The following is a 22,219-nucleotide window of genomic DNA, read 5'->3' on the forward strand; positions in this document are numbered from 1 at the left end:
TACTTTTTTGATTGTTCGAGCGTTTTTTGTTCAAAGCACTCCATTTTCACTAGTATTCCCCTTAATTAAGAGCTTAAGGTGCCTATATAAAGGAGGATTTATGAGTTCAATACGCAGTTATAAAGGAATATCCCCTCAGATTGGGCAAGGTGTCTATATAGATACAAGTTCGGTACTGGTTGGTGATATCAAAATCGGTAACGACTCTAGCGTGTGGCCTTTGGTTGCAGCTCGAGGGGATGTGAACCACATTCATATCGGAGAGAGAACGAATATCCAAGATGGTAGTGTCTTGCACGTCACCCATAAGAATGCTGAAAACCCTGACGGTTATCCTCTATTAATAGGTAATGATGTCACTATCGGGCATAAAGTAATGCTGCATGGCTGCACCATTGAAGATCGTGTACTTGTTGGTATGGGAGCGATCGTGTTGGATGGCGTGATTATCCAAAAAGAAGTGATGATTGGTGCTGGTAGCTTAGTGCCACCAAACAAGGTACTTGAAAGCGGTTATCTCTATGTAGGAAGCCCAGTAAAACAAGCACGTCCATTAAACGACAAAGAACGTGCTTTCTTACAAAAGTCCGCTGACAACTATGTTCAGAATAAAAATGACTATCTAGACTCTGTGCTGCCAGTCTAAAGCGCTTTGATCTGAATCCGATTAGAGGAGTCATACTCCTCTTCTTCTATTAACTCTTCCGCTAGCTCTTCAATATCGAAACGTAACTCTGAAAAGATAGCTAAAGCTTGATCGCCTTCTTCTATATATTTACCTGCCAATCGTGATAATTCTTCAATAGACATGACACATTCAATCAATGCACCCGACTGTTGTGCTGGGAAGGTGATTGATTGATTCTCTTCATCCCAATCTTGGATATCAGGAAATATAATTGATTGATTCATTTTTTATAAATACCTCATTACATCTCTAGGTTTTTACGTAATTCTCTTAAAATCTGTTTTGTTCCCGGACGAAGACCACGCCAAAGCATAAAGCTCTCTGCTGCCTGCCCCACTAACATACCCAAACCATCATAAGCAGCATGAACACCATTATCTAATGCCCATTGATTGAATACCGTGGTTCCCGATCCATAAACCATGTCATAAACGGTGCTATTAGAATTGAAAATAACGTCAGACACTTCAGGAAGCTGCCCACTTAGGCCAGATGAGGTCGAGTTAATAATGACATCAAAGCCTTCATTAACATCACTTAGCCCTATACCTTTGATATTTCCATGCGACGAAAACATCTCAGCCAGAAGTTCAGCCTTTGAGCTGGTTCGATTAGCGACCACCAGCTGTTGTGGCTTTTGGTCGAGAAGAGGTTGAATCACTCCTCTCGCAGCACCACCAGCGCCAAGAAGAAGAACACGTGCTCCTTTTAGCGTGACTTGATGTTGAAGCAGGTCTTGAACTAAGCCCTCACCATCGGTGTTATCACCAATGATTTCTCCGTCATCTAACTTCTTAAGGGTATTTACGGCACCGGCCAGTTCAGCCCTCTCAGTTAGGCGATTGGCAAACTGATAGGCATCTTCTTTAAAAGGTGCTGTGACGTTACATCCTCGACCACCTTCGCTGAAAAAGGCTTTGGCCGCAGTGATAAATTCACCATGCTCTGGCTGTAATGCTGAATAGGTAAGTTGTTGGCTGGTTTGGCGAGCAAATAATGTGTGAATGAATGGCGATTTGCTTTGCCCAATAGGGTTACCGAAAACGGCATAACGATCTACTTGCTGTGTCATATCCTTACCTAACAGAAATAAAAAAGGGTCATCTATATAGATGACCCTATCACTATCCCTATAAGGAAGGAAGAACTACCAAACTCGAGGCTTTAGGTAGTCGCTATAAAGCAGAGCTTCTGGTGAACCCGCTTGTGGCTCGTAGCGGTATTCCCAGCGAGCCAATGGCGGCATCGACATCAATATAGACTCTGTGCGACCACCGCTTTGTAGACCAAATAGGGTGCCACGGTCATACACTAAGTTAAATTCAACATAGCGACCACGACGATAAAGTTGGAAATCACGCTCGCGCTCACCATAAGGCGTCTCTTTGCGTCGTTCTACAATTGGTAAGTATGCGGCTGCGAAACCTTCACCGACCGCCTGCATATAAGCAAAGCTCTTTTCAAAGCCCCACTCGTTAAGATCATCAAAGAACAACCCACCCACACCACGTGTTTCATCTCTATGCGGAAGATAGAAGTACTTATCACACCACTCTTTGTGCTCTTGATAAACATCGTCACCAAATGGCGCACAAAGATCTTTGGCTGTTTGATGCCAAGATTGGCAATCTTCATCGACAGGATAAAATGGCGTTAAGTCAAAACCACCACCAAACCACCAAATTGGGTCTTCCCCTTCTTTTTCTGCTATGAAGAATCGAACGTTCGCGTGTGAGGTAGGGATATATGGGTTTTTAGGGTGGATAACTAATGAAACCCCCATCGCCTCAAACTTACGTCCGGCTAATTCAGGGCGATGAGCTGTAGCTGAGGCAGGCATAGCCTTACCCGCTACGTGAGAGAAGTTAACCCCACCTTGCTCAAATACCGCACCGTTGGTCATCACACGAGTTCGACCACCGCCACCCAGGCGCTCGCCAGGTTCACGCTGCCATGCATCTTCTTCAAACAGTGCAGTACCATCAGCTTGCTCAAGCTGCTGGCAAATCGAATCTTGTAGGCTCAGTAAAAACTGCTTTACTGCTTCTTTATCAATTGCTGACATCTTTCTTCCTCTGCAGGGTTTAACCCTGTCTTAATATTTTCGACGTTTTTGCATCTCTAATTTCGCTTGGCTTCTCACGACCACCCGTTTGACCTTCTAAAATAGCCACCAAATGTTGGCCAAGTTGCTGCTGAACTTCTTCAGTCGTCATACAAGGCGGCTCGCCGGTCAGGTTAGCACTGGTAGAGGTTAACGGCTTACCAAACTCATTACACATTCTTTGAACCAAAGGGTGATCAGTCACTCGTACCGCGATGGAATCAAATTGACCACTTACCCAGTCAGTAACTTTGCTGCTGGTTGGCATGATCCAAGTGACTGGACCTGGCCATGTCGCTTTCACTGTTGCCAACTGCGCTTCCGTCAATTGGCTTTCATCAATGTAAGGTAACAGTTGCTCGTAGCTCGCAGCAATTAAGATCAACCCTTTCTCGATCGGTCGCTGTTTTAAGTCGAGTAATTTCTTGATGGCTTGTGGATTATCGGGATCACAACCGACCCCAAAAACGCCTTCGGTCGGGTAAGCAATGACTTCACCTTGTTGTAATGCCTGCAAAGTATGTTGAAAGTTATCCACGGGTTGCCTCATTAATTCAGTTATCTAACTCACTAAGTGTACAAATTATCATTCACTGTGACTAAAGCTATTTGTTTATAAAATGTATCAATTAACAACTTAGACTGACGCAAACGTTTTCCTTAGGCGATTTTACCCGTATAATGCGCGCAAAATATCTAATCACTAATTAAATCGTACCTGAAGGAGTTTGAGATGACTGTCGGTATTATCATGGGTTCTAAATCTGATTGGCCAACAATGAAGCTAGCTGCAGAAATGTTGGATCAGTTTGGCGTGGCGTACGAAACAAAAGTGGTTTCTGCTCACCGCACACCTCAGTTGCTTGCAGACTACGCAACCAGTGCGAAAGAGCGCGGTATTAAAGTGATTATTGCTGGTGCTGGCGGTGCAGCGCACCTTCCGGGCATGGCGGCTGCTTTCACAAGCGTACCAGTTCTGGGTGTTCCAGTTCAGTCTAAAGCACTGAAAGGCATGGACTCTCTGCTTTCTATCGTGCAGATGCCAAAAGGTATCGCGGTAGGTACTTTGGCTATCGGTGAAGCTGGCGCTGCCAATGCAGGCATCCTAGCGGCTCAAATCATTGGTACACACAATGAAGAAGTAATGACAAAAGTAGAAGCGTTCCGCTCTGAACAAACAGAAACGGTTCTGGCTAATCCAAACCCTGCAGAGGACTAATTTCCATGCATGTTCTTGTGTTAGGCGCGGGCCAACTTGCTCGCATGATGTCCCTAGCTGGGGCACCGCTGAATATTGAAATTTCTGCTTTTGATGTTGGCAGCAAAAATATTGTTCACCCATTAACGCAAGCGATTCTAGGTAACGGCTTAGAAAATGCGATTGAGCGTGCGGACGTCATTACTGCTGAATTCGAACATATTCCTCACGATGTACTTGAGGTATGTGAGCGCAGCGGTAAGTTCTTACCGACAACAGAAGCAATTAAAGCTGGCGGTGACCGTCGCCTTGAAAAAGCTCTGTTAGACGAAGCAAACGTGAAAAACGCTAAGTACTACGTGATTAACTCTCGCGAAGACTTTGACGCTGCGATCGCTCACGTTGGCTTACCAATGGTACTGAAGAGCACACTAGGCGGCTACGATGGCAAAGGTCAATGGCGCTTAAATACATTAGACAATGTTGACGCGACTTGGACAGAAATGGCTGAGTGCATTGCCGCAACAGACAACCAAGCGATTGTGGCTGAAGAGTTTGTTCCGTTTGACCGCGAAGTATCACTGGTTGGTGCTCGTGGTACCAATGGCGAGATTCAAGTGTACCCACTGGCTGAGAATGTTCACACCGACGGCGTATTGAGCTTATCGACAGCGATTGATGACATTGAACTGCAAGAGCAAGCAAAAACCATGTTCACCGCTGTTGCAGAACGTTTGGATTACGTTGGCGTGCTAGCACTTGAGTTCTTTGATGTTCAAGGTTCACTGCTGGTTAATGAGATTGCACCACGCGTTCATAACTCTGGCCATTGGACACAGCAAGGCGCTGAAACTTGTCAGTTTGAGAACCACCTACGTGCTGTGTGTGGTATGCCACTAGGCAGTACTAAACTGATTCGCCCAACCGCAATGATCAACATTCTTGGTGAAGATACCCTACCTGGGGCTATTCTAGCTCAAGGTGGCTGTCATGTTCATTGGTATGGCAAAGAGAAGCGTGCAGGTCGTAAGATGGGCCACATTAACGTGAGCGCTGACTACAACGCAGAACTGCAAAGAGCGTTATGCTCACTGGCAGACATTCTCGATAAGCAAGCTTACCCTGCTGTGCATGAGTTTGCTGAGCAGATGAAGTAGCCGACATTGTGGATTTGATATAAAAATGGCGCTCATTGAGCGCCGTTTTTTTGTCTATAACATCAGGTTATTGAGATTGAATGTGATGACACTTGCGATCAGCGCATTGTTTCTTGGTTCCATTGGCTGCTTTCTTCTCAATTAACAACGGGAACTGACACTGTTCACAACGACCGATAATAGGTGGTTGGTTTACTGCGAACTTACACTTAGGATAGTTATCGCACGCATAAAAGGTTTTGCCATAGCGAGATTTACGCTCAACCAAATGGCCTCTGCCACACTCAGGGCAGGCAACAAGTGGCTGCTCTTCAGGTTGCTCTTTCGGTTGGTCCAAAGATTCGATGTGATTACACGTTGGGTAACTACTACAACCAATGAACATCCCAAAGCGACCTTGCCTTAATACCAATTCGTTTTGGCATTTAGGACACGGCACACCCAGCTCTTTCACCACATGACCATCATTTTGATGAAGAGGTTTGATGTAATCACAGCTCGGATACTGCTTACAGCCTAAAAATGGGCCGTGCTTACCATGGCGAAGCTGAAGCTCCCCACCACACTGTGGACATGGTTCATGCTCTAACGCATGTTCATGTGCTGAAAAAAGCTGATTATCAATCTTACTACTCATGACAAGCCTGTATTAATGCAAGATACCTTGCTCTTTGGTGTACAACAGCTCTTCCATTTGCGTGTAAGCACTTTCATTACCCGGCACATTAAATAGCACCATTAAGATAATCCATTTCAGATCATCCAATTCAAATTCGTTGGTCTCAAGCCCCATCACACGATCAATCACCATTTCACGAATCTCTGTCGTAAGCACGTTGATCTGCTCAAGGAACAATAAGAAGCCTCGACACTCCATATTAATACGTGAAATCTCTCGACTGGTATAAATACGCATCGAGGTATTGGAACACACACTAATCGCCGCTTGGTTCTCGGTATCTTGCAATGCAGCAAGATCTTCTAACCAATGGAGGGCCTTATAAATATCATCTTGGTGAAACCCTGCTCGAAGAAGCTCATCTTCCAGCTCATCTTGATCCACCTGCAATTCAGAATCGCTATGGATGTAGGTTTCAAACAAGTACATCAGTATGTCCATCATCATAGCTTAGCCTCTCCCCTTTCGAATATAGCCACCGGAAACTGCAACAACATGCCCTGAGAGCTCAAGCTCTAAAAGCTGCATCATGACCTCATGCACAGGTATATGGGTTCTCTGTGCCAAAATATCAACGGGTGTCGCCTCTAATCCTACGTTAGCTAACAGCTGTGGAAATGGCAATTGTTCATTTTCACTCTCATTCGGCGTAGGCTCGAACAAACTGGGCTGCTGATCTATAGACCAGTCTAACAGACTCTTTATTTCGATCAGAACATCTTGAGCATTTTGCACCAAACATGCACCGGCTTTAATTAAGCTATTGCCGCCACGGCTGGTAGGGCTATGAATTGAACCGGGCAGCGCAAACACTTCTCGGCCTTGCTCCATGGCATAGCGAGCTGTAATCAAAGAGCCGCTCTTCTCAGCCGCTTCAACTACCAAGGTTCCGAGCGATAATCCACTTATAATACGGTTACGGCGAGGGAAATGTTCAGGTCGTGGTTTGGCACTTGGGCGAAACTCTGAAACCAATGCACCATTTTCACAGATCCTATCGGCTAAGTTTCTGTGCCGCGCTGGGTAAATGGAATCTAAGCCAGAGCCCAGCACTGCGAAAGTCTCCCCTCCTTTATCCAAAGCACCATCATGAGCATAACCATCAATACCCAACGCTAAGCCACTAGTGACAATCAAGCCATTTTGGACGAACTCTTTGGCGAAGGACTTCGCTGTCTGCAGCCCTTCGATACTGGCATTACGGCTACCAACCATCGCGATCTGAGGCTCGATCAGTTTTTCAACGTGACCTTTAACGAAAAGTACGCTTGGCGCAGAGGCGATCTCGTTCAGTAGTTTCGGATAATGTGAGCAATTAGGGGTAATGATGTGATGGTTAGTTTGTTTTGCTTGCCATGCTAAGCAAGCCTCCACTTCTCTAGGGGCTTGCTGTCTTAAGTAGGATATTTGCTTGGCTGACAAACCAATCGCTTGCAGCTGCTGGCTGGAGTAACCAACAATATTCGATGGGGAATCAGCACTCAGCAGACGAGAAAGACGCTTACCACCCAGTTGTGGAACAAAGCTCAGCGAGAGCCAAGCGATCAGTTGTTGCTCATTCACTCGGTGCCCTTAACCTCTTCCGTCAACGCAAGGTCTAAAGGCGATACCGCCAGAATGTCATTACTAACCGGCTTGGAGCTTTGAGTGATCAACGCCAAGCTAAAATACTCGTAAGGGCGAATAACCATCAAACTACCGAGTGAGGTACTTGGCAACTGCACCTTATCGCTCGCCGCTGACTCTTTATAGCTGTATTCACCTTGCTTACCAAACACCACAGCCCCGCTCTCGCTAAGAGTGAACATAGAGCCTTGACGAAGGTTGTCCTGTGAGCCTTTATTAATAACGACCACCTGATTCTTTGCACTGTATTGGCTGCCATCTAACGAACCCAAGATATTAGCAAACTGACCCGCCGCACTAGGCGCAGGATAAAACGTGGTTGAGAGCTTCACCAGATCAACGCCAAGCTCTGGTAACACGAGGTCGTTAAGCAGCACCTCTTGCAGTTGAGTCTCTATCTGTAAGCTACTGAACTCAGTGTCCACTTCTTTTAAGCGTGCCGTGGCGACCAAACGCAACGAGGTCATACTCGCTTGAGGTTGCTGTCGCTGGTAGGTTTCAACGGCGCGGTAGATACCCCACTTTTGATGTTGTTGGTTACCCGAGATAAACAACCGGTCTTCACCCGATAAGAATCTCTTACCATCACTCGTTCCTAACACTCGTTGAGCCGATTGAATATCTTGCTGTTCAACCAAGCGATCAGATTGTAGGTAAGGAAGAACCAATCCTTCATTGACGGTTGGCACCGCTTTCTTCTCCGAGACACGAATCTTAGGGCTCAGCTTGATAACCGGTTTAAGACTCAATACCGGTTCACCATTAATCCAAACCAAAGACAGTTTATCTCCGGGATATATAAGATGAGGGTTTTCTATCTCAGGGTTTACCTGCCATAACCTTGGCCACAACCACGGGCTATCAAGATACATCGCAGATATATCCCATAAGGTATCGCCCTTTACCACCACATACGCCTCAGGTGCGCCCTGCTTAATGGTTAAAGGTTGAGCACTATTTTCAGCCACAACGGCGAACGAAAGCGAGGCACAAACAAGAGAAAAAATGGGAGAAAAATGACGCATGACCTAGGTTCCTTGGTCTGAATATATGACATCTGATTAGAGAATTAACTTCAGGATGCTGTCATTTGACCTCTAAAATGTCTAGAATTGAGCCAACAAGGTTTAAGCTGTTTCGGCACAGTTCAATATTTCGAGTGTATATGTCTGTATTACAAGTATTAACATTACCAGATGATCGTCTACGTACCGTGGCGAAACCGGTAAAAGAAGTTACCCCAGAGATTCAAAAGTTCGTTGATGACATGATTGAAACCATGTACGACGAAGAAGGTATCGGCCTTGCTGCAACGCAAGTAGATTTCCACCAGCGCATCGTTGTTATCGACATTTCAGAAACACGTGACGAGCCTATGGTCCTGATCAACCCTGAAATTACCGACAAACGTGGCGAAGATGGTATCGAAGAAGGCTGTCTATCTGTACCAGGCGCTCGAGCTCTAGTCCCTCGCGCTGCAGAAGTAACGGTTAAAGCATTCGACCGTGAAGGCAACGAATTCACATTCGACGCTGACGACCTTCTGGCTATCTGTGTTCAGCACGAACTTGACCACCTAGAAGGCAAGTTGTTTGTTGATTACCTATCGCCACTAAAGCGCAAACGTATTCAAGATAAGCTAGCGAAGATTAAACGTTTCAACGAGAAACAAGGTTAATAACCGCTGCTATTACTAAATTAAGAAGGAAGTCTACCTTGAGTCAATCTTTAAGAATTGTCTTCGCAGGTACTCCGGATTTCGCCGCCCGTCACTTGGCGGCGTTGTTGTCTTCGGAGCATGAAGTTATTGCTGTTTACACACAGCCAGATCGTCCAGCAGGCCGCGGTAAAAAATTGACTGCGAGCCCGGTAAAAAACATCGCACTTGAAAACAATATTCCGGTTTACCAACCAGAAAACTTCAAGTCAGATGAAGCTAAGCAAGAGCTAGCAGATTTGAATGCTGACATCATGGTTGTTGTCGCTTACGGCTTGCTTCTTCCACAAGCTGTATTAGATACGCCTCGCTTGGGTTGTATCAACGTGCATGGTTCAATCCTGCCACGCTGGCGTGGTGCTGCTCCTATCCAACGCTCTATCTGGGCAGGTGATAAAGAGACAGGCGTGACGATCATGCAGATGGATATCGGCCTTGATACCGGTGATATGCTCAGCATCGCGACGCTACCAATCGAATCTACAGATACTAGTGCGTCAATGTACGAGAAGTTAGCTGGTCTTGGTCCTGATGCGCTTGTTGAGTGTTTAGCAGACATAGCTTCTGGTAAGGCTGTTGCTGAGAAGCAAGACGACGAACTTGCTAACTACGCGAAGAAGCTGAGCAAAGAAGAAGCTAAAATTGATTGGAATGACAGTGCAGAACACATCGAACGTTGTGTGCGCGCTTTCAACCCGTGGCCAATGAGTCACTTTGCGATTGTTGATAGCAGCTCTAATGATGAAAAAAGCATTAAAGTTTGGCAGACACGTGTTGATGAAGAATCGACATCTGCGCCAGCTGGCTCAATCATCAAAGCAGATAAGACTGGTATTTATGTTGCGACTGGCGACAAAGTACTAGTATTGGAACAGCTACAAGTTCCAGGCAAAAAAGCCATGTCAGTTCAAGACATCTTGAACTCACGTGCAAGCTGGTTTGAAGTTGGTACTCAACTTTCTTAACCGCTTTAAAGCTACTCAATATGTACTTAAAAACGTGTAGCTTGTAAAAACACTATTTAGAAAACCTTTACGAGGGCAGAGATGCCCTCATGTATTCAAATAAATATTCGGTACCCCTCATGAATGTTCGCGCTGCTGCTGCAAATGTCCTATTCCAAGTTGTCGATAAAGGCCACTCTCTTTCACACGCTCTCCCTGCGGCTCAAAAAACGATCCGTCCGCGAGACCATGCTCTACTGCAAGAGATTTGCTACGGCGCACTTCGTTACCTGCCTCGCTTAGAGTCAATCGCTAACGAACTGATGGAAAACTCGCTTAAAGGTAAAAAGCGCGTATTCCACCACCTGATCTTAGTAGGCATTTACCAGTTGAGCTTTATGCGCATTCCTTCGCATGCTGCCGTTGCTGAAACAGTTGAAGCAACCAAAACACTGCGCGGCCCAAGCCTGAGTGGTTTGATCAACGCAGTGCTTCGCAGCTACCTGCGCGATCAAGAAGAGCTAGATGAGAAAGCCGTTAGCCACAATGCGGGCAAATACAGCCATCCAAGCTGGATCCTAAAAATGCTTCAAGAAAGCTACCCAGATCAGTGGGAGCAATTAGTTGAAGCAAACAACAGCAAGGCACCAATGTGGCTGCGTGTAAACCGCCAACACCACACTCGTGACGAGTATGTTGAACTGCTTAAAAACGAAAACATTGAATACACGCTGCACCCTGAAGCGGCTGATGCCATAAAATTAGCGTCACCTTGTGATGTTACTTTGCTTCCTGGTTTCGACCGAGGCTGGGTATCAGTACAAGACGCTGCAGCTCAGCTTTCTGTTGATTACCTAACACCAAAAGATGGTGAACTAATCCTAGACTGCTGCGCAGCACCTGGCGGTAAAACTGCACACATTCTTGAACATACTCAAGACACTGAAGTGGTTGCAATCGACAGTGATATTAAACGCCTAGACCGCGTTTACGATAACCTTGAACGCCTACAACTGCGTGCCGACGTGATCTGTGGTGATGCTCGCTACCCTGAAGAGTGGTGGACAGGCAGTCAGTTTGACCGCATCCTACTTGATGCTCCGTGTTCAGCGACGGGTGTAATCCGCCGTCACCCTGACATTAAGTGGCTACGCCGTGCATCTGATATTGATGCACTAGCAGAGCTGCAAAGTGAGATTTTGGATGCAATGTGGCGCCAGCTAAAAGAAGGCGGCACCATGGTTTATGCGACATGTTCTATCACGCCGCAAGAAAACGTGCTGCAAGTGAAAGCATTCTTAGAGCGCACCGAGAACGCAACGCTAGTTGGGTCTGATATCGAAAAACCGGGTCGTCAAATACTACCTGGTGAAGAAGATATGGATGGCTTCTACTACGCAGTTCTAGTAAAACAGGCATAACAACTAACAGCGGCTAAGAATTTATTTCTTAGCCGCTGTTTCTTTCTAGTGCATTATCAAAGCGAAAAGAGATCACTAGAATTACAACGGCAAAAAATAAGAGAAAGGCTATGAAGATCATTATTCTAGGTGCTGGACAAGTTGGCGGTACCCTTGCTGAAAACCTAGTGGGTGAAAACAATGACATCACGATTGTCGACCGTAATGCCGACCGACTTCGTGAACTTCAGGACAAATACGACCTTAGAGTTGTAAACGGTTATGCCAGCCACCCGAACACACTACGTGAAGCGGGCGCGCAAGATGCCGACATGTTGGTTGCCGTAACCAACATGGATGAAACCAACATGGCCGCATGTCAGGTTGCCTTTTCTCTGTTTAACACACCAAACCGTATTGCCCGTATCCGCTCTCCACAGTATTTAGAAGAGAAAGAAGCACTCTTCAAATCAGGGGCGATTCCGGTCGATCATTTGATTGCCCCAGAAGAACTCGTCACCAGCTACATCGAGCGCCTGATTCAATATCCAGGTGCATTGCAGGTTGTGAGCTTTGCTGAACAGAAGGTTAGCCTAGTAGCAGTAAAAGCTTACTACGGTGGACCATTGGTTGGTAACGCACTGTCTGCTTTGCGTGAACACATGCCGCACATTGATACTCGTGTAGCCGCTATCTTCCGTCAAGGTCGCCCTATTCGCCCACAAGGCACTACCATCATTGAAGCCGATGATGAGGTTTTCTTCGTCGCAGCAAGTAACCATATCCGCTCTGTAATGAGTGAGCTTCAACGCCTAGAGAAGCCGTACCGCCGCATCATGATTGTTGGTGGCGGTAACATTGGTGCAAGCTTAGCTAAACGCCTTGAGCAGAGCTACAGCATCAAGCTTATCGAACGCAGCTACACTCGCGCCGAGAAGTTATCTGAAGAATTAGAAAACACCATCGTATTCTGTGGTGATGCAGCCGACCAAGAACTGCTAACCGAAGAGAACATCGATCAGGTGGACGTGTTCATTGCCCTAACCAATGAAGATGAAACCAACATCATGTCAGCGATGCTGGCGAAGCGAATGGGTGCCAAGAAAGTAATGGTGCTGATTCAGCGTGGCGCTTATGTCGACCTTGTTCAGGGTGGTGTGATTGATATTGCTATCTCGCCACAGCAAGCGACCATTTCTGCGCTGCTTACCCACGTTCGTCGTGCTGATATTGTAAATGTATCATCTCTACGCCGTGGTGCTGCTGAGGCTATCGAAGCGATTGCTCACGGTGACGAAACCACCTCTAAGGTTGTTGGTCGAGCGATTGGCGACATCAAACTACCACCGGGTACCACTATTGGTGCGATTGTTCGCGGAGAAGAAGTACTTATCGCGCACGATAGAACCGTAATCGAACAAGATGACCACGTAGTGATGTTCCTAGTGGACAAGAAATACGTACCTGATGTTGAGTCTCTATTCCAACCGAGCCCGTTCTTCTTATAGCCTTGTTCTCGTAAGCATCGTTCTCGCAACTTTCTTTTTGTGGGAACGACGCTCCGACACAAAGCTGTAATCAATTAAAGCTATGGTCTATTAAGCTATGGTCAACTTTCGTCCGATATTATTAGTAATAGGGTTAGTGTTATCAAAACTCGCCCTTTTCATGTACATCCCCACATTGGTTGCCTTCTTTACTGGCACCGGTGGTTTTCTCGAGTTTGGTCAATCGGTCGTGATCACGCACATTGTGGCGTTCATCTGCTTGAGTTTAGGCCGCTCCGCTAAGTTTCGATTGGGGGTGCGGGATATGTTCCTGATCACCTCTCTGGTCTGGACTATTGCCAGTGCCTTTGCTGCATTGCCGTTTGTCTTCATCAACCACATCAGCTTCACTGACGCCTATTTTGAAACCATGTCTGGTATCACCACAACAGGCTCAACCGTATTAAGCGGCTTAGACAGCATGGCACCAAGCATCCTATTGTGGCGTTCAATACTGCAATGGTTAGGTGGCATCGGCTTCATCGTTATGGCGGTAGCAGTTCTACCAATGCTCAACGTTGGTGGTATGCGCCTGTTCCAAACCGAATCATCCGATTGGTCAGATAAAAGTAGCCCACGAGCGAAAACAGTCGCGAAAAACATCGTGGCGGTTTATTTGGTTCTGACTGGCTTATGCATCATTAGCTATCTGTTTGCAGGCATGGGCATCTTCGATGCGATCAATCATGCCTTCACAACACTGTCGACGGGTGGTTACTCAACATCAGATGGCTCAATGAACCACTTCTCTAATAGTGCTCACTGGGTAGGAACACTGTTCATGTTCCTTGGCGGCCTGCCGTTCTTACTGTTTGTTAGCGCACTGCGAGGCAGAAAACTCTCAATACTCTACAAAGATGCGCAAGTCAGAGGCTTCACTTACCTATTCTTAGTCACCAGTGCCGTGATCTCCACATGGTTGGTCATGAGAGATGGCTACACAGTCATGGATGCGATGCGAGTTTCGATGTTCAACATCGTATCAGTCGTCACCACAACCGGTTTTGGCTTAGAAGACTTCACCGCGTGGGGTGCACTACCAACTACCTTGTTTGCATTCCTAATGATGGCGGGTGCTTGCTCGGGTTCAACCTCTGGCGGTATCAAAATCTTCCGCTTCCAGATCGCGATGACCATGCTCCACAAACAAATGATGAAGCTAATTCACCCATCGGGCGTGTTTGTTCAACGCTACAATCAGCGACCTGTGAATGACGACATTGTGCGTTCACTCGTCGCATTTGGTTTGATGTTCTTTATTACGATTATCTTAATTGCTGGTGGTTTGAGTGCGATGGGGTTAGACCCAATAACAAGCATCTCAGGCGCTATCACAGCCGTTGCCAACGTGGGCCCAGGCATGGGCAGCGTGATCGGTCCAACCGGGAACTTTGCTCCACTGCCAGACGCCGCTAAATGGTTGCTAAGTTTAGGCATGCTAATGGGACGACTCGAGATACTGACGCTCATTGTTCTATTTTTCCCAGCCTTTTGGCGACGCTAATTCCGCGAATATTTAAGGAAACACAGATGAAATCATACGTACTTCTCGCTAGCGCATTGCTCGCAAACTCAGTATTCGTAAGTTCTGCCTTTGCTGATCAAATGGTCACATTGTCTGATGGTAAGCAAGTGTTACTAAAAGACGATTTTACTTGGCAGTATGTGAGTAACGCATCATCGAATGCAGAGTCAGCATTGACGAGTATTCCTGTAGCCAAAAACACACGCGGTACCACAATCAAGATTGGAGACACCAAGCCAAGCTTGCAGCTTTCCAAATCAGGTGTGGACGTTTTGATTGGGGCAGGACTCTACGAGAATGAACAGCTAATCTTACCTATTTCAGTCACTAACCAAAGCACAGAAGCCGTCGTGCTAGTTACGCTAAATATCACTGTCTACTCACCAACGGGTGAGCTGCTGCATCAAGGCAGTATCAACACTTGGCAATCCATTAAGCGCCTTGCTGATACCTACCTTCGACCACAAACTTCGGCAGAAGGTAAATACTTAGCGATCGATGTTGATAAGTATCCTGAATATAAAATAGACGTGGAGATCACTGACGTTTCTACCCGTTAGGGGCATACCGGTTCAATCAAAACTAAACCGGTGTCACAAACAGATAGATAGCGAAGAAATGGCAAGCGCAGCCCGCCAATACAAACAAGTGCCAGATGGCATGGTTATAAGGGATGCGTTTTGCCACATAGAAAATCACACCCAGCGAGTAAATCACTCCGCCAACTGCCAGTAACACCAAACCACCTATATCGATATTCATCGCTAATTGATAAACAACTATCAAAGATAGCCAACCCATCGCTAGGTAAATGAACAGCGATAAACGCTTGAATCGATAAACGAAGGCTATCTTCATGATGATGCCCACTAGCGCAATCCCCCAGATCACCGCCATCAAGCCCATCGCTAATGGAGTTCTTAAGCCCACTAAGAGAAACGGCGTGTAACTGCCCGCAATCAACAAATAAATCGCACAGTGGTCAAGGGTTTTGAGTAAGCGCTTGGTTTTCTCAGTGGTGATAGAGTGGTACAACGTGGAGGCGAGAAAGAGCAGAATAATACTGCTGCCATACACAGCCATACTAGCAACAGTTAGCATGTCGGCTTGGTAATCAAACGCACGAATAAGCAGCAAGATCAGACCAACCACGCCGAGCACAACGCCCAAGCCATGGGTTATTGCATTAGCGCGTTCTTCGATGTCACTGTATTCGCTGGCTGATGATGCAGACATGAATATCCTACTAGAGTAAATGTTCGATTGACCCAGTATTGCACATTAAGCTTACACGTGTAAGCTTAAATTTTTATGACACCTTTTATGACATTAATGACGCCTGAAATATGTAATGAGGCTAAAAGATCCAAAACTAAATAACCAAAGAGTTAATTAAAGGGTTATAGGAACTAAGAGGCGTTATCTAGATATTCAAGTACCATCTTGCCAGCATCTTGTGGTGAGGTATCCAGTGGCACACTCAATTGACGCTGTAGCTTACCAACGCCTAGCAAGCTAGCTAACATGCCTTTTGCACCATCGCGATTTCTATCAATCTCGAACCACAACTTCAGCTCTGTTTCATCACGATGAGCCACCACTTCCAATTCACGCCAACGGCCATGATAAGGACCCGTCGTCGGCACAAACTCAAACTCTTGTACAAACGGCAGTTCAAAGCCTTTGACCGCTTCACATTCCACTTGACGAATACGCAGGCCTTGAGCTTCAAGCTCGTTAAAAATACCATCGAGCAGTGGGTCGGGACGAACCGTTAAGGTGTCTTTATCCGATGGGTCAATCGCCATCGCAATATCCAACCCGGTTTCCAGCCATACCTTTGAATCACCAATCGTAACCGGTGTGTTCAGTGGCACATCAAACTCACATTCAAAGTCACGGGTTTCACCCGGTTGAATCACAAAGGCATACGGCAAGCTCCATTTTGCCAGCGAGTATGTCTGGTGCATTCGGCGTTTATGACCGCCCTCTTGCCCTTGCGAGTTCGCGGTAACTTCTTTGACGTAGCGACAGCATAAGTTGAGATCAATGTTATCGATCTCCTGCGGCTGAGCACCTCCGTAGACATGTACAATAATGCTCGCCTTCTTACCTGGATAAAGCACTTCCTGTTGCAATACAGAATCCACCTTGGCAGATCCAATTCCAAAACTTGCTAACGTTTTCTTTAAGAACGACATATGCACCTCCTTTAAAACATCATCTTAAGCCTGAAAGAGGTTCAAACTCAAATATACTGCTCACACTATTTTAGCTCTAATATCGTTTAATTATCACTCAGGCGTCGATCGATAACTTAGATAGTGATAATCTAACCCTTGATATGCATGCATATCATTATCCTGATTTATTTTTCGGATTGGCGAAAGCCAGACGAGTGACGCTTCAAGCAATTGAGGCGGAGCTCATGATAAATCAGGCCATTAGATTGGCAATGGATATGCCTGACCGTTAGGTAAATTAATGCGCCCAACAGCTGTCAGGTTCTCGCACACCAACCGTAGTGCGATGCGTCGTCGTAGTGGCTTTGTTGCTGCTCCAACGGCTAAGAAATTGGCTCCTACAATGACTCTCGTTGAGAAGGCTGCTTTATTAGCACCGACTGCAACAAAAGTAATTAAAGCCGCTTAACAAAAAGCGCAGTTTATACTGCGCTTTTTTCTTGCCCGCTCCCATCTTGAAATGTGTTTACACATTGGTATTCCCTACCCGATTTGATACCTTAGCCACAAATCATTATAAAATTTGTGGAGAAATAAAGTATGAAGTGCCACCGCATTGAAGAACTGCTTGAACTGATGGAGCCTGAGTGGCAGAAAGATCAAGAGCTTAACCTATTAGAGTTCATCATTAAGCTATCAAAAGAAGCGGGCTACCAAGGTAAGCTTGAAGAGCTAACTGACGATGTTCTTATCTACCATCTAAAAATGCGTAATAGCGAAAAAGATGAAATGATCCCAGGCCTTAAAAAAGACCAAGAAGATGATTTCAAAACCGCAATTCTAAAAGCGCGTGGCCTTCTTTAGTCGCCTATTTATTTAGGGCTCAATTGCCGTATAGATAAAACACTCAATGTTTAAAAGCGACCACTCGGTCGCTTTTTTGTTTCTGTTCGCTATTTTTTCGTCACAACTGTTATGACTTTTGTTGTTAAAGGTTGATAGCGTTAAAGAAATGAGAACAAGATTGTCGCTATAATCGCCATCCATAAGAATCTTCTAAAATAATAAGAGTGAGTGCGATACCAACAAATGCACCAAGCTCAATTTCTACAGGTTCTCTAAACCATACTTTCAAGTAATGTCGTCATGCTCGAGTTAACCGGGCAAACAAGCCACAAAAAGGATAGTCCATGAGTCAGGATAAAATCGATATCAAAGATGTGACTCCTAAAACCTTTAACCCAAAAACACATAAAGGTAATGGAGATCGATTTAACCCAAGTAACCGAATCTATGTTCGAGAAAGCAAAGGTAAATTCCAACAACTTCGTCGTTACGGAGGTTGGTTCTTACTTTTACTTTTTGCGCTTATCCCATGGATCCCATTTGGTGAACGACAAGCGATCTTGCTCGATATAGGTAGCCAGCAGTTCAACTTCTTTGGCACCACGCTATACCCACAAGATCTAACGCTACTCGCTATCCTCTTCATGATTGCGGCGTTTGGCTTGTTCTTCATAACCACCTTCTTAGGGCGAGTCTGGTGTGGCTACCTGTGTCCACAAACCGTCTGGACCTTCATGTACATCTGGTTCGAAGAGAAACTGGAGGGTGCTGCCAATAAGCGAAGAAAACAAGACTCGGGCAAACTGACGAGCAATTTAATTCTCAGAAAAACCATCAAACACATCGCATGGTGGGCGATTGCGATTGCGACGGGCTTAACCTTTGTCGGTTATTTCATCCCAATCAAAGAGCTGGTGGTTGGCTTCTTTACCTTTAACTCGACTTTTTGGCCTGTGTTTTGGGTATTGTTCTTTGCTGGGTGTACTTATGCGAATGCCGGATGGATGCGTTCTATTGTTTGTCTGCACATGTGTCCTTACGCGCGTTTCCAATCGGCAATGTTCGATAAAGATACCTTCATCGTGGGTTACGACACTGAACGAGGTGAAAGCCGCGGCCCTCGCTCTCGTAAAGCCGATCCAAAAGAACTTGGTCTAGGCGACTGTATTGACTGTAATTTATGCGTTCAAGTGTGCCCGACGGGTATCGATATTCGTGACGGTCTGCAATACGAGTGTATTAACTGTGGCGCGTGTATTGATGCTTGTGACAACACCATGGAACGTATGGGTTATGAGAAAGGTCTGATCAACTACACCACCGAACATAGGCTTGAGGGGCACTCAACCAAGGTGATGCGTCCTAAGCTCTTGGGCTATGGCGTAATACTGATCGTTATGTTGGGGCTGTTTTTCGCACAAATCGCGAGTGTTGATCCTGCAGGCTTAAGCGTTCTGCGCGATAGAAACCAACTATTTAGAATCAATAGCCAAGGGCTTGTCGAAAATACTTACAACTTGAAAGTCATCAACAAGACTCAGCAAGAGCAAGAGTACAAACTTGATGTCAGCGGGCTACCGGATTCTATCTGGTACGGTAAACAAAAGATTACCGTAGACCCAGGTGAGGTTTTAAACCTTCCTATCAGTTTGGGCGTCGATCCAGAAAAACTGAGCTCACCAGTTTCGACAATTCAGTTTATACTCTCGGATAATGAAGAGTTTACGATGAAAGTCGAAAGCCGCTTTATCAAAAAGCTCTGATACCAGTCACCTTAGTGCTAGGTATAACAACCCAATAAATGGAAAAAGGCTCAGTAATGAGCCTTTTTTATTCTATGACGATGCAAGCCTTTAACTTTGATAACCTGACTCCTGACTTCATGTGGTACGCACTGGAGAGTATTGGAGTCCGTGCTGAATCCGGGCTTCTCGCTCTCAACAGTTACGAAAATCGAGTGTATCAATTCACCGATGAAGACCGTAAACGCTACGTCGTTAAGTTTTATCGTCCGCAGCGCTGGAACAAAGCACAGATCCAAGAAGAACACGACTTCGCGTTAGAGCTAATCGAACAAGAGATGCCAGTCGCTCCACCCATACGAGTCAACGGCGCAACCTTGCATGAATATCAAGGCTACCTATTTGCCTTATTTGAAAGTGTTGGTGGCAGACAGTACGAAGTCGACAATCTAGACCAATTGGAAGGCGTTGGGCGTTTCCTTGGTCGTATTCATAAAGCCAGCGCGGGGAGAACATTCCAACATCGCCCAACCATCAGCTTAGATGAATACCTTTATCAACCACGTAAAATTCTAGAGAACTCTCAGTTTATCCCGACACACCTAGAGAACGCGTTCTTTAATGATGTCGACCTTCTGATCAAAGAGCTAGAGAGCCAGTGGCCAAGCAATATTGAAAATATCCGCCTGCATGGTGACTGCCACCCTGGCAATATCTTATGGCGTGACGGGCCAATGTTCGTCGATCTTGATGACGCACGTAACGGCCCTGCGATACAAGATTTGTGGATGCTGCTCAACGGCGAGCGTCAAGATAAGCTAATGCAACTGGATACTCTGCTAGAGAGCTATCAAGAATTTTGCGATTTTAATACCGCGCAACTGAAACTAATCGAACCACTACGCGGTCTACGTATGGTGCATTACATGGCATGGTTGGCGAAACGATGGAACGATCCTGCATTTCCTCTAGCCTTCCCATGGTTTAATGATCCAAAATATTGGGAGCAACAAGTACTTGCTTGTAAAGAGCAAATTGCTACCCTGCAAGAGCCACCACTTTCGTTAATGCCTCAGTGGTAACAGCAATCGCAACACAACTAGATAAAAATTCAAACATAATGGAGATTGGATAAATGAAAAAGCTATTCGCATTTTTCTCATTGATCATGTTGAGCCTTTCAGCTCACGCTGCGAAATTTAACGAAGGTGAACACTACAAAGTTCTCGATCTAGAAGCATCAAAAAAACCAATGGTGACAGAGTTCTTCTCTTTCTACTGCCCACACTGTAATAGCTTTGAACCAATCATCCAGCAGCTAAAACAACAGCTACCAAAAGACGCTAAGCTACAGAAGAACCATGTTTCATTCATGGGTGGCAACATGGGTCTGCCAATGAGCAAAGCTTACGCAACCATGATTGCCCTGAAAGTTGAAGACAAAATGGTGCCAGTGATGTTTAACCGCATCCACACCATGAACAAGCCACCACGCGATGAAGCAGAATTGCGTCAAATCTTCCTAGACGAAGGCGTTGATGCTAAGAAATTCGATGCGGCATACAACGGCTTTGCAGTCGACTCTATGGTTCGCCGCTTCGACAAAGCATTCAAAGACAGCGGTCTTTCTGGTGTTCCTGCGGTCGTCGTTAACAACCGCTACCTAGTAGACGCTCAAGGTATCAGCTCTCTCGATGAGTACTTCGAGCTCGTTAACTTCCTACTTAAGAAGTAACGTATTGATTAAAGGAAGCTTCGGCTTCCTTTTTTGCACTAGTTCAAAAATATTCATAGATAAACAATCATCCTGAAAACGTTGTGCTTTACTGATATTAATATCCAGTCCTAAGAACTGGTAGGCAAGGAGCCTTTGAATGAAAATAAAAATAACGCTTTTGGCACTGAGCATTGCAACCTCTCCTGCTTTTGCCAAGCTTGCAGACGAACAAGGTTTCAGTGGTGAAATTTCTATTAATACAGGGGTTACCTCTTCCACCTCAAACTTTAATACCGATGCAGATAGCACCATTTCGTCCATTAACCAGAAAGCCTCATCTGAGAGCTCATTTCTTATCGCTCCTTTGGGTAGTATTGCTTACACCTTTGGCGAAAAATTAAATCACCAGGTATACACAGGTACAACTCGTGATGACGTAGCAACAGGTACTGTGGTGCTTGAATTGGGTTATAAATACCAACTAGAGTCAGGCATGACCATCGACGCTTCACTTCTGCCGACTGTCATGTCTGGTGCGACTTGGGCCGATCCGTACAACACCACTTCAGGTCGCACCAAAACGGATGAAACAGGCAATGCCTTTCGTTTGAAACTAAGTAGCATTGCGGGCTCAGCTTTCTCGTTAGACATGGCCTACGCCACCAAAGATGTAGAAGATGATCGAGTTAGAGAAGAACTTCAGCGTGATGCCAATACTTTCTATCTGAAAGGTCAGTACCGTCAACCAATCAATCGCACCATGATGTTAGTACCATCATTGATTTACCAATCAAGTTCTGCCGATGGCAAAGCTGCCTCTTATGAACAGTTTGGCGGTGAAGTGAGTTTGTTTGGCGGTATGGGTCGTCACCAATACGCACTAACAGCGGGCTATAACCAACGCTCTTACGATGCAAGCAACCCTATCTACAGCAAGAAGCGCAGCGACGACAACATCAACCTATTTGCCGCGTATGAATATGATCAATTCATGGACTGGGAAAACTGGTCGTTTGTTTCACTTGCGGGCTACGGCACCAGCGACTCGAACATTACCTTCTACGATGAATCACAATACATCGTCTCAGTCGGCCTGAACTACAAGTTCTAGTTAGGCATCACTGATCGCTAATAACCATTAGTTCA

25 protein-coding genes are annotated in these 22,219 nt (G+C 45.7%); 15 read left to right on the plus strand and 10 right to left on the minus strand.

Annotation, left to right across the window (positions count from 1 at the left end; genetic code table 11):
• The first annotated feature begins 100 nt into the window (after nucleotides 1–100).
• Nucleotides 101–646: a gamma carbonic anhydrase family protein gene (locus AB6E08_RS06110; protein ID WP_050642894.1), complete on the plus strand. Its 546-nt coding sequence runs from the start codon at nucleotides 101–103 to the stop codon at nucleotides 644–646.
• Here AB6E08_RS06110 and AB6E08_RS06115 read toward each other — a convergent pair.
• From AB6E08_RS06115 to AB6E08_RS06130, 4 genes are all read right to left on the minus strand, one after another.
• Nucleotides 643–912, minus strand: coding sequence for a DUF1488 domain-containing protein (locus AB6E08_RS06115; RefSeq protein WP_372064189.1), 270 nt, complete (start codon nucleotides 910–912; stop codon nucleotides 643–645). The genes AB6E08_RS06110 and AB6E08_RS06115 overlap by 4 nt on opposite strands.
• A gap of 17 nt (nucleotides 913–929) precedes the next feature.
• Complete coding sequence (gene aroE / locus AB6E08_RS06120) at nucleotides 930–1,760, minus strand: shikimate dehydrogenase (protein WP_012605082.1); 831 nt, start codon at nucleotides 1,758–1,760, stop codon at nucleotides 930–932.
• A 75-nt stretch (nucleotides 1,761–1,835) separates the two neighbouring features.
• Complete coding sequence (hemF, locus tag AB6E08_RS06125; protein ID WP_248402644.1) at nucleotides 1,836–2,753, minus strand: oxygen-dependent coproporphyrinogen oxidase; 918 nt, start codon at nucleotides 2,751–2,753, stop codon at nucleotides 1,836–1,838.
• Between the two features lie 19 nt (nucleotides 2,754–2,772).
• Nucleotides 2,773–3,330, minus strand: coding sequence for an L-threonylcarbamoyladenylate synthase (locus AB6E08_RS06130; protein ID WP_041472946.1), 558 nt, complete (start codon nucleotides 3,328–3,330; stop codon nucleotides 2,773–2,775).
• A 195-nt stretch (nucleotides 3,331–3,525) separates the two neighbouring features.
• On the opposite strand from AB6E08_RS06130, the gene purE reads away from it, so the two are divergent.
• Complete coding sequence (gene purE / locus AB6E08_RS06135) at nucleotides 3,526–4,011, plus strand: 5-(carboxyamino)imidazole ribonucleotide mutase (protein ID WP_135445436.1); 486 nt, start codon at nucleotides 3,526–3,528, stop codon at nucleotides 4,009–4,011.
• Nucleotides 4,012–4,016: 5 nt separating this feature from the next.
• Nucleotides 4,017–5,147, plus strand: coding sequence for a 5-(carboxyamino)imidazole ribonucleotide synthase (locus AB6E08_RS06140; RefSeq protein ID WP_372064192.1), 1,131 nt, complete (start codon nucleotides 4,017–4,019; stop codon nucleotides 5,145–5,147).
• A 67-nt stretch (nucleotides 5,148–5,214) separates the two neighbouring features.
• Here the strand turns inward: AB6E08_RS06140 and AB6E08_RS06145 are convergent, their stop codons facing one another.
• The 4 genes from AB6E08_RS06145 to AB6E08_RS06160 are packed head-to-tail and all read right to left on the minus strand — an operon-like array spanning nucleotide 5,215 to nucleotide 8,477.
• Nucleotides 5,215–5,784 carry a type I DNA topoisomerase gene (locus tag AB6E08_RS06145; RefSeq protein WP_372064194.1) on the minus strand — a complete coding sequence of 190 codons (570 nt, stop codon included), beginning with the start codon at nucleotides 5,782–5,784 and terminating at the stop codon, nucleotides 5,215–5,217.
• Nucleotides 5,785–5,796: 12 nt separating this feature from the next.
• The gene (locus tag AB6E08_RS06150) at nucleotides 5,797–6,273 is read right to left on the minus strand and encodes a DUF494 family protein (RefSeq protein ID WP_009848094.1); all 477 of its coding nucleotides are present in this window, start codon (nucleotides 6,271–6,273) and stop codon (nucleotides 5,797–5,799) included.
• A 3-nt stretch (nucleotides 6,274–6,276) separates the two neighbouring features.
• Nucleotides 6,277–7,389: a DNA-processing protein DprA gene (dprA, locus tag AB6E08_RS06155; RefSeq protein WP_372064197.1), complete on the minus strand. Its 1,113-nt coding sequence runs from the start codon at nucleotides 7,387–7,389 to the stop codon at nucleotides 6,277–6,279.
• Nucleotides 7,386–8,477 (minus strand): LysM peptidoglycan-binding domain-containing protein, encoded by a 1,092-nt coding sequence (locus tag AB6E08_RS06160; protein WP_372064199.1) that lies wholly within the window; start codon nucleotides 8,475–8,477, stop codon nucleotides 7,386–7,388. Before AB6E08_RS06160 ends, dprA begins: the two co-directional genes overlap by 4 nt.
• Nucleotides 8,478–8,617: 140 nt before the next feature.
• On the opposite strand from AB6E08_RS06160, the gene def reads away from it, so the two are divergent.
• From def to AB6E08_RS06190, 6 genes are all read left to right on the plus strand, one after another.
• A complete protein-coding gene (gene def, locus AB6E08_RS06165) occupies nucleotides 8,618–9,130 on the plus strand; it encodes a peptide deformylase (RefSeq protein ID WP_372064201.1) in 513 nt (170 codons plus the stop codon).
• A gap of 38 nt (nucleotides 9,131–9,168) precedes the next feature.
• Nucleotides 9,169–10,134 carry a methionyl-tRNA formyltransferase gene (gene fmt / locus AB6E08_RS06170; RefSeq protein WP_017099686.1) on the plus strand — a complete coding sequence of 322 codons (966 nt, stop codon included), beginning with the start codon at nucleotides 9,169–9,171 and terminating at the stop codon, nucleotides 10,132–10,134.
• A 119-nt stretch (nucleotides 10,135–10,253) separates the two neighbouring features.
• On the plus strand, nucleotides 10,254–11,534 hold the full coding sequence (gene rsmB / locus AB6E08_RS06175) for a 16S rRNA (cytosine(967)-C(5))-methyltransferase RsmB (RefSeq protein WP_017099685.1): 1,281 nt from the start codon (nucleotides 10,254–10,256) through the stop codon (nucleotides 11,532–11,534).
• 110 nt (nucleotides 11,535–11,644) lie between these two features.
• Nucleotides 11,645–13,021: a Trk system potassium transporter TrkA gene (gene trkA, locus AB6E08_RS06180; RefSeq protein WP_004735766.1), complete on the plus strand. Its 1,377-nt coding sequence runs from the start codon at nucleotides 11,645–11,647 to the stop codon at nucleotides 13,019–13,021.
• Between the two features lie 97 nt (nucleotides 13,022–13,118).
• Complete coding sequence (locus AB6E08_RS06185) at nucleotides 13,119–14,564, plus strand: TrkH family potassium uptake protein (protein WP_017099684.1); 1,446 nt, start codon at nucleotides 13,119–13,121, stop codon at nucleotides 14,562–14,564.
• Between the two features lie 26 nt (nucleotides 14,565–14,590).
• Nucleotides 14,591–15,145 carry a DUF3157 family protein gene (locus AB6E08_RS06190; RefSeq protein WP_009848100.1) on the plus strand — a complete coding sequence of 185 codons (555 nt, stop codon included), beginning with the start codon at nucleotides 14,591–14,593 and terminating at the stop codon, nucleotides 15,143–15,145.
• A 22-nt stretch (nucleotides 15,146–15,167) separates the two neighbouring features.
• Here the strand turns inward: AB6E08_RS06190 and AB6E08_RS06195 are convergent, their stop codons facing one another.
• Nucleotides 15,168–15,821 (minus strand): hemolysin III family protein, encoded by a 654-nt coding sequence (locus AB6E08_RS06195; protein ID WP_004735763.1) that lies wholly within the window; start codon nucleotides 15,819–15,821, stop codon nucleotides 15,168–15,170.
• A 173-nt stretch (nucleotides 15,822–15,994) separates the two neighbouring features.
• A complete protein-coding gene (locus tag AB6E08_RS06200) occupies nucleotides 15,995–16,786 on the minus strand; it encodes a sporulation protein (protein ID WP_009848102.1) in 792 nt (263 codons plus the stop codon).
• A gap of 283 nt (nucleotides 16,787–17,069) precedes the next feature.
• On the opposite strand from AB6E08_RS06200, the gene AB6E08_RS06205 reads away from it, so the two are divergent.
• From AB6E08_RS06205 to AB6E08_RS06230, 6 genes are all read left to right on the plus strand, one after another.
• A complete protein-coding gene (locus AB6E08_RS06205; protein WP_009848103.1) occupies nucleotides 17,070–17,237 on the plus strand; it encodes a hypothetical protein in 168 nt (55 codons plus the stop codon).
• 131 nt (nucleotides 17,238–17,368) lie between these two features.
• Complete coding sequence (locus AB6E08_RS06210) at nucleotides 17,369–17,632, plus strand: YihD family protein (RefSeq protein WP_009848104.1); 264 nt, start codon at nucleotides 17,369–17,371, stop codon at nucleotides 17,630–17,632.
• A gap of 326 nt (nucleotides 17,633–17,958) precedes the next feature.
• Nucleotides 17,959–19,377 carry a cytochrome c oxidase accessory protein CcoG gene (gene ccoG / locus AB6E08_RS06215; protein ID WP_009848106.1) on the plus strand — a complete coding sequence of 473 codons (1,419 nt, stop codon included), beginning with the start codon at nucleotides 17,959–17,961 and terminating at the stop codon, nucleotides 19,375–19,377.
• 74 nt (nucleotides 19,378–19,451) lie between these two features.
• Nucleotides 19,452–20,438 (plus strand): serine/threonine protein kinase, encoded by a 987-nt coding sequence (locus tag AB6E08_RS06220; RefSeq protein WP_029225329.1) that lies wholly within the window; start codon nucleotides 19,452–19,454, stop codon nucleotides 20,436–20,438.
• A gap of 53 nt (nucleotides 20,439–20,491) precedes the next feature.
• Nucleotides 20,492–21,091, plus strand: coding sequence for a thiol:disulfide interchange protein DsbA/DsbL (locus tag AB6E08_RS06225; protein WP_012605095.1), 600 nt, complete (start codon nucleotides 20,492–20,494; stop codon nucleotides 21,089–21,091).
• 139 nt (nucleotides 21,092–21,230) lie between these two features.
• Nucleotides 21,231–22,184, plus strand: a complete 954-nt coding sequence (locus AB6E08_RS06230) for a DUF2860 domain-containing protein (RefSeq protein ID WP_372064206.1) — start codon at nucleotides 21,231–21,233, stop codon at nucleotides 22,182–22,184.
• Nucleotides 22,185–22,219 lie beyond the last annotated feature (35 nt).

Origin of the sequence: Vibrio sp. 10N.247.310.24 (assembly GCF_041467175.1) — a bacterium.
GTDB lineage: Bacteria > Pseudomonadota > Gammaproteobacteria > Enterobacterales > Vibrionaceae > Vibrio > Vibrio tasmaniensis_A.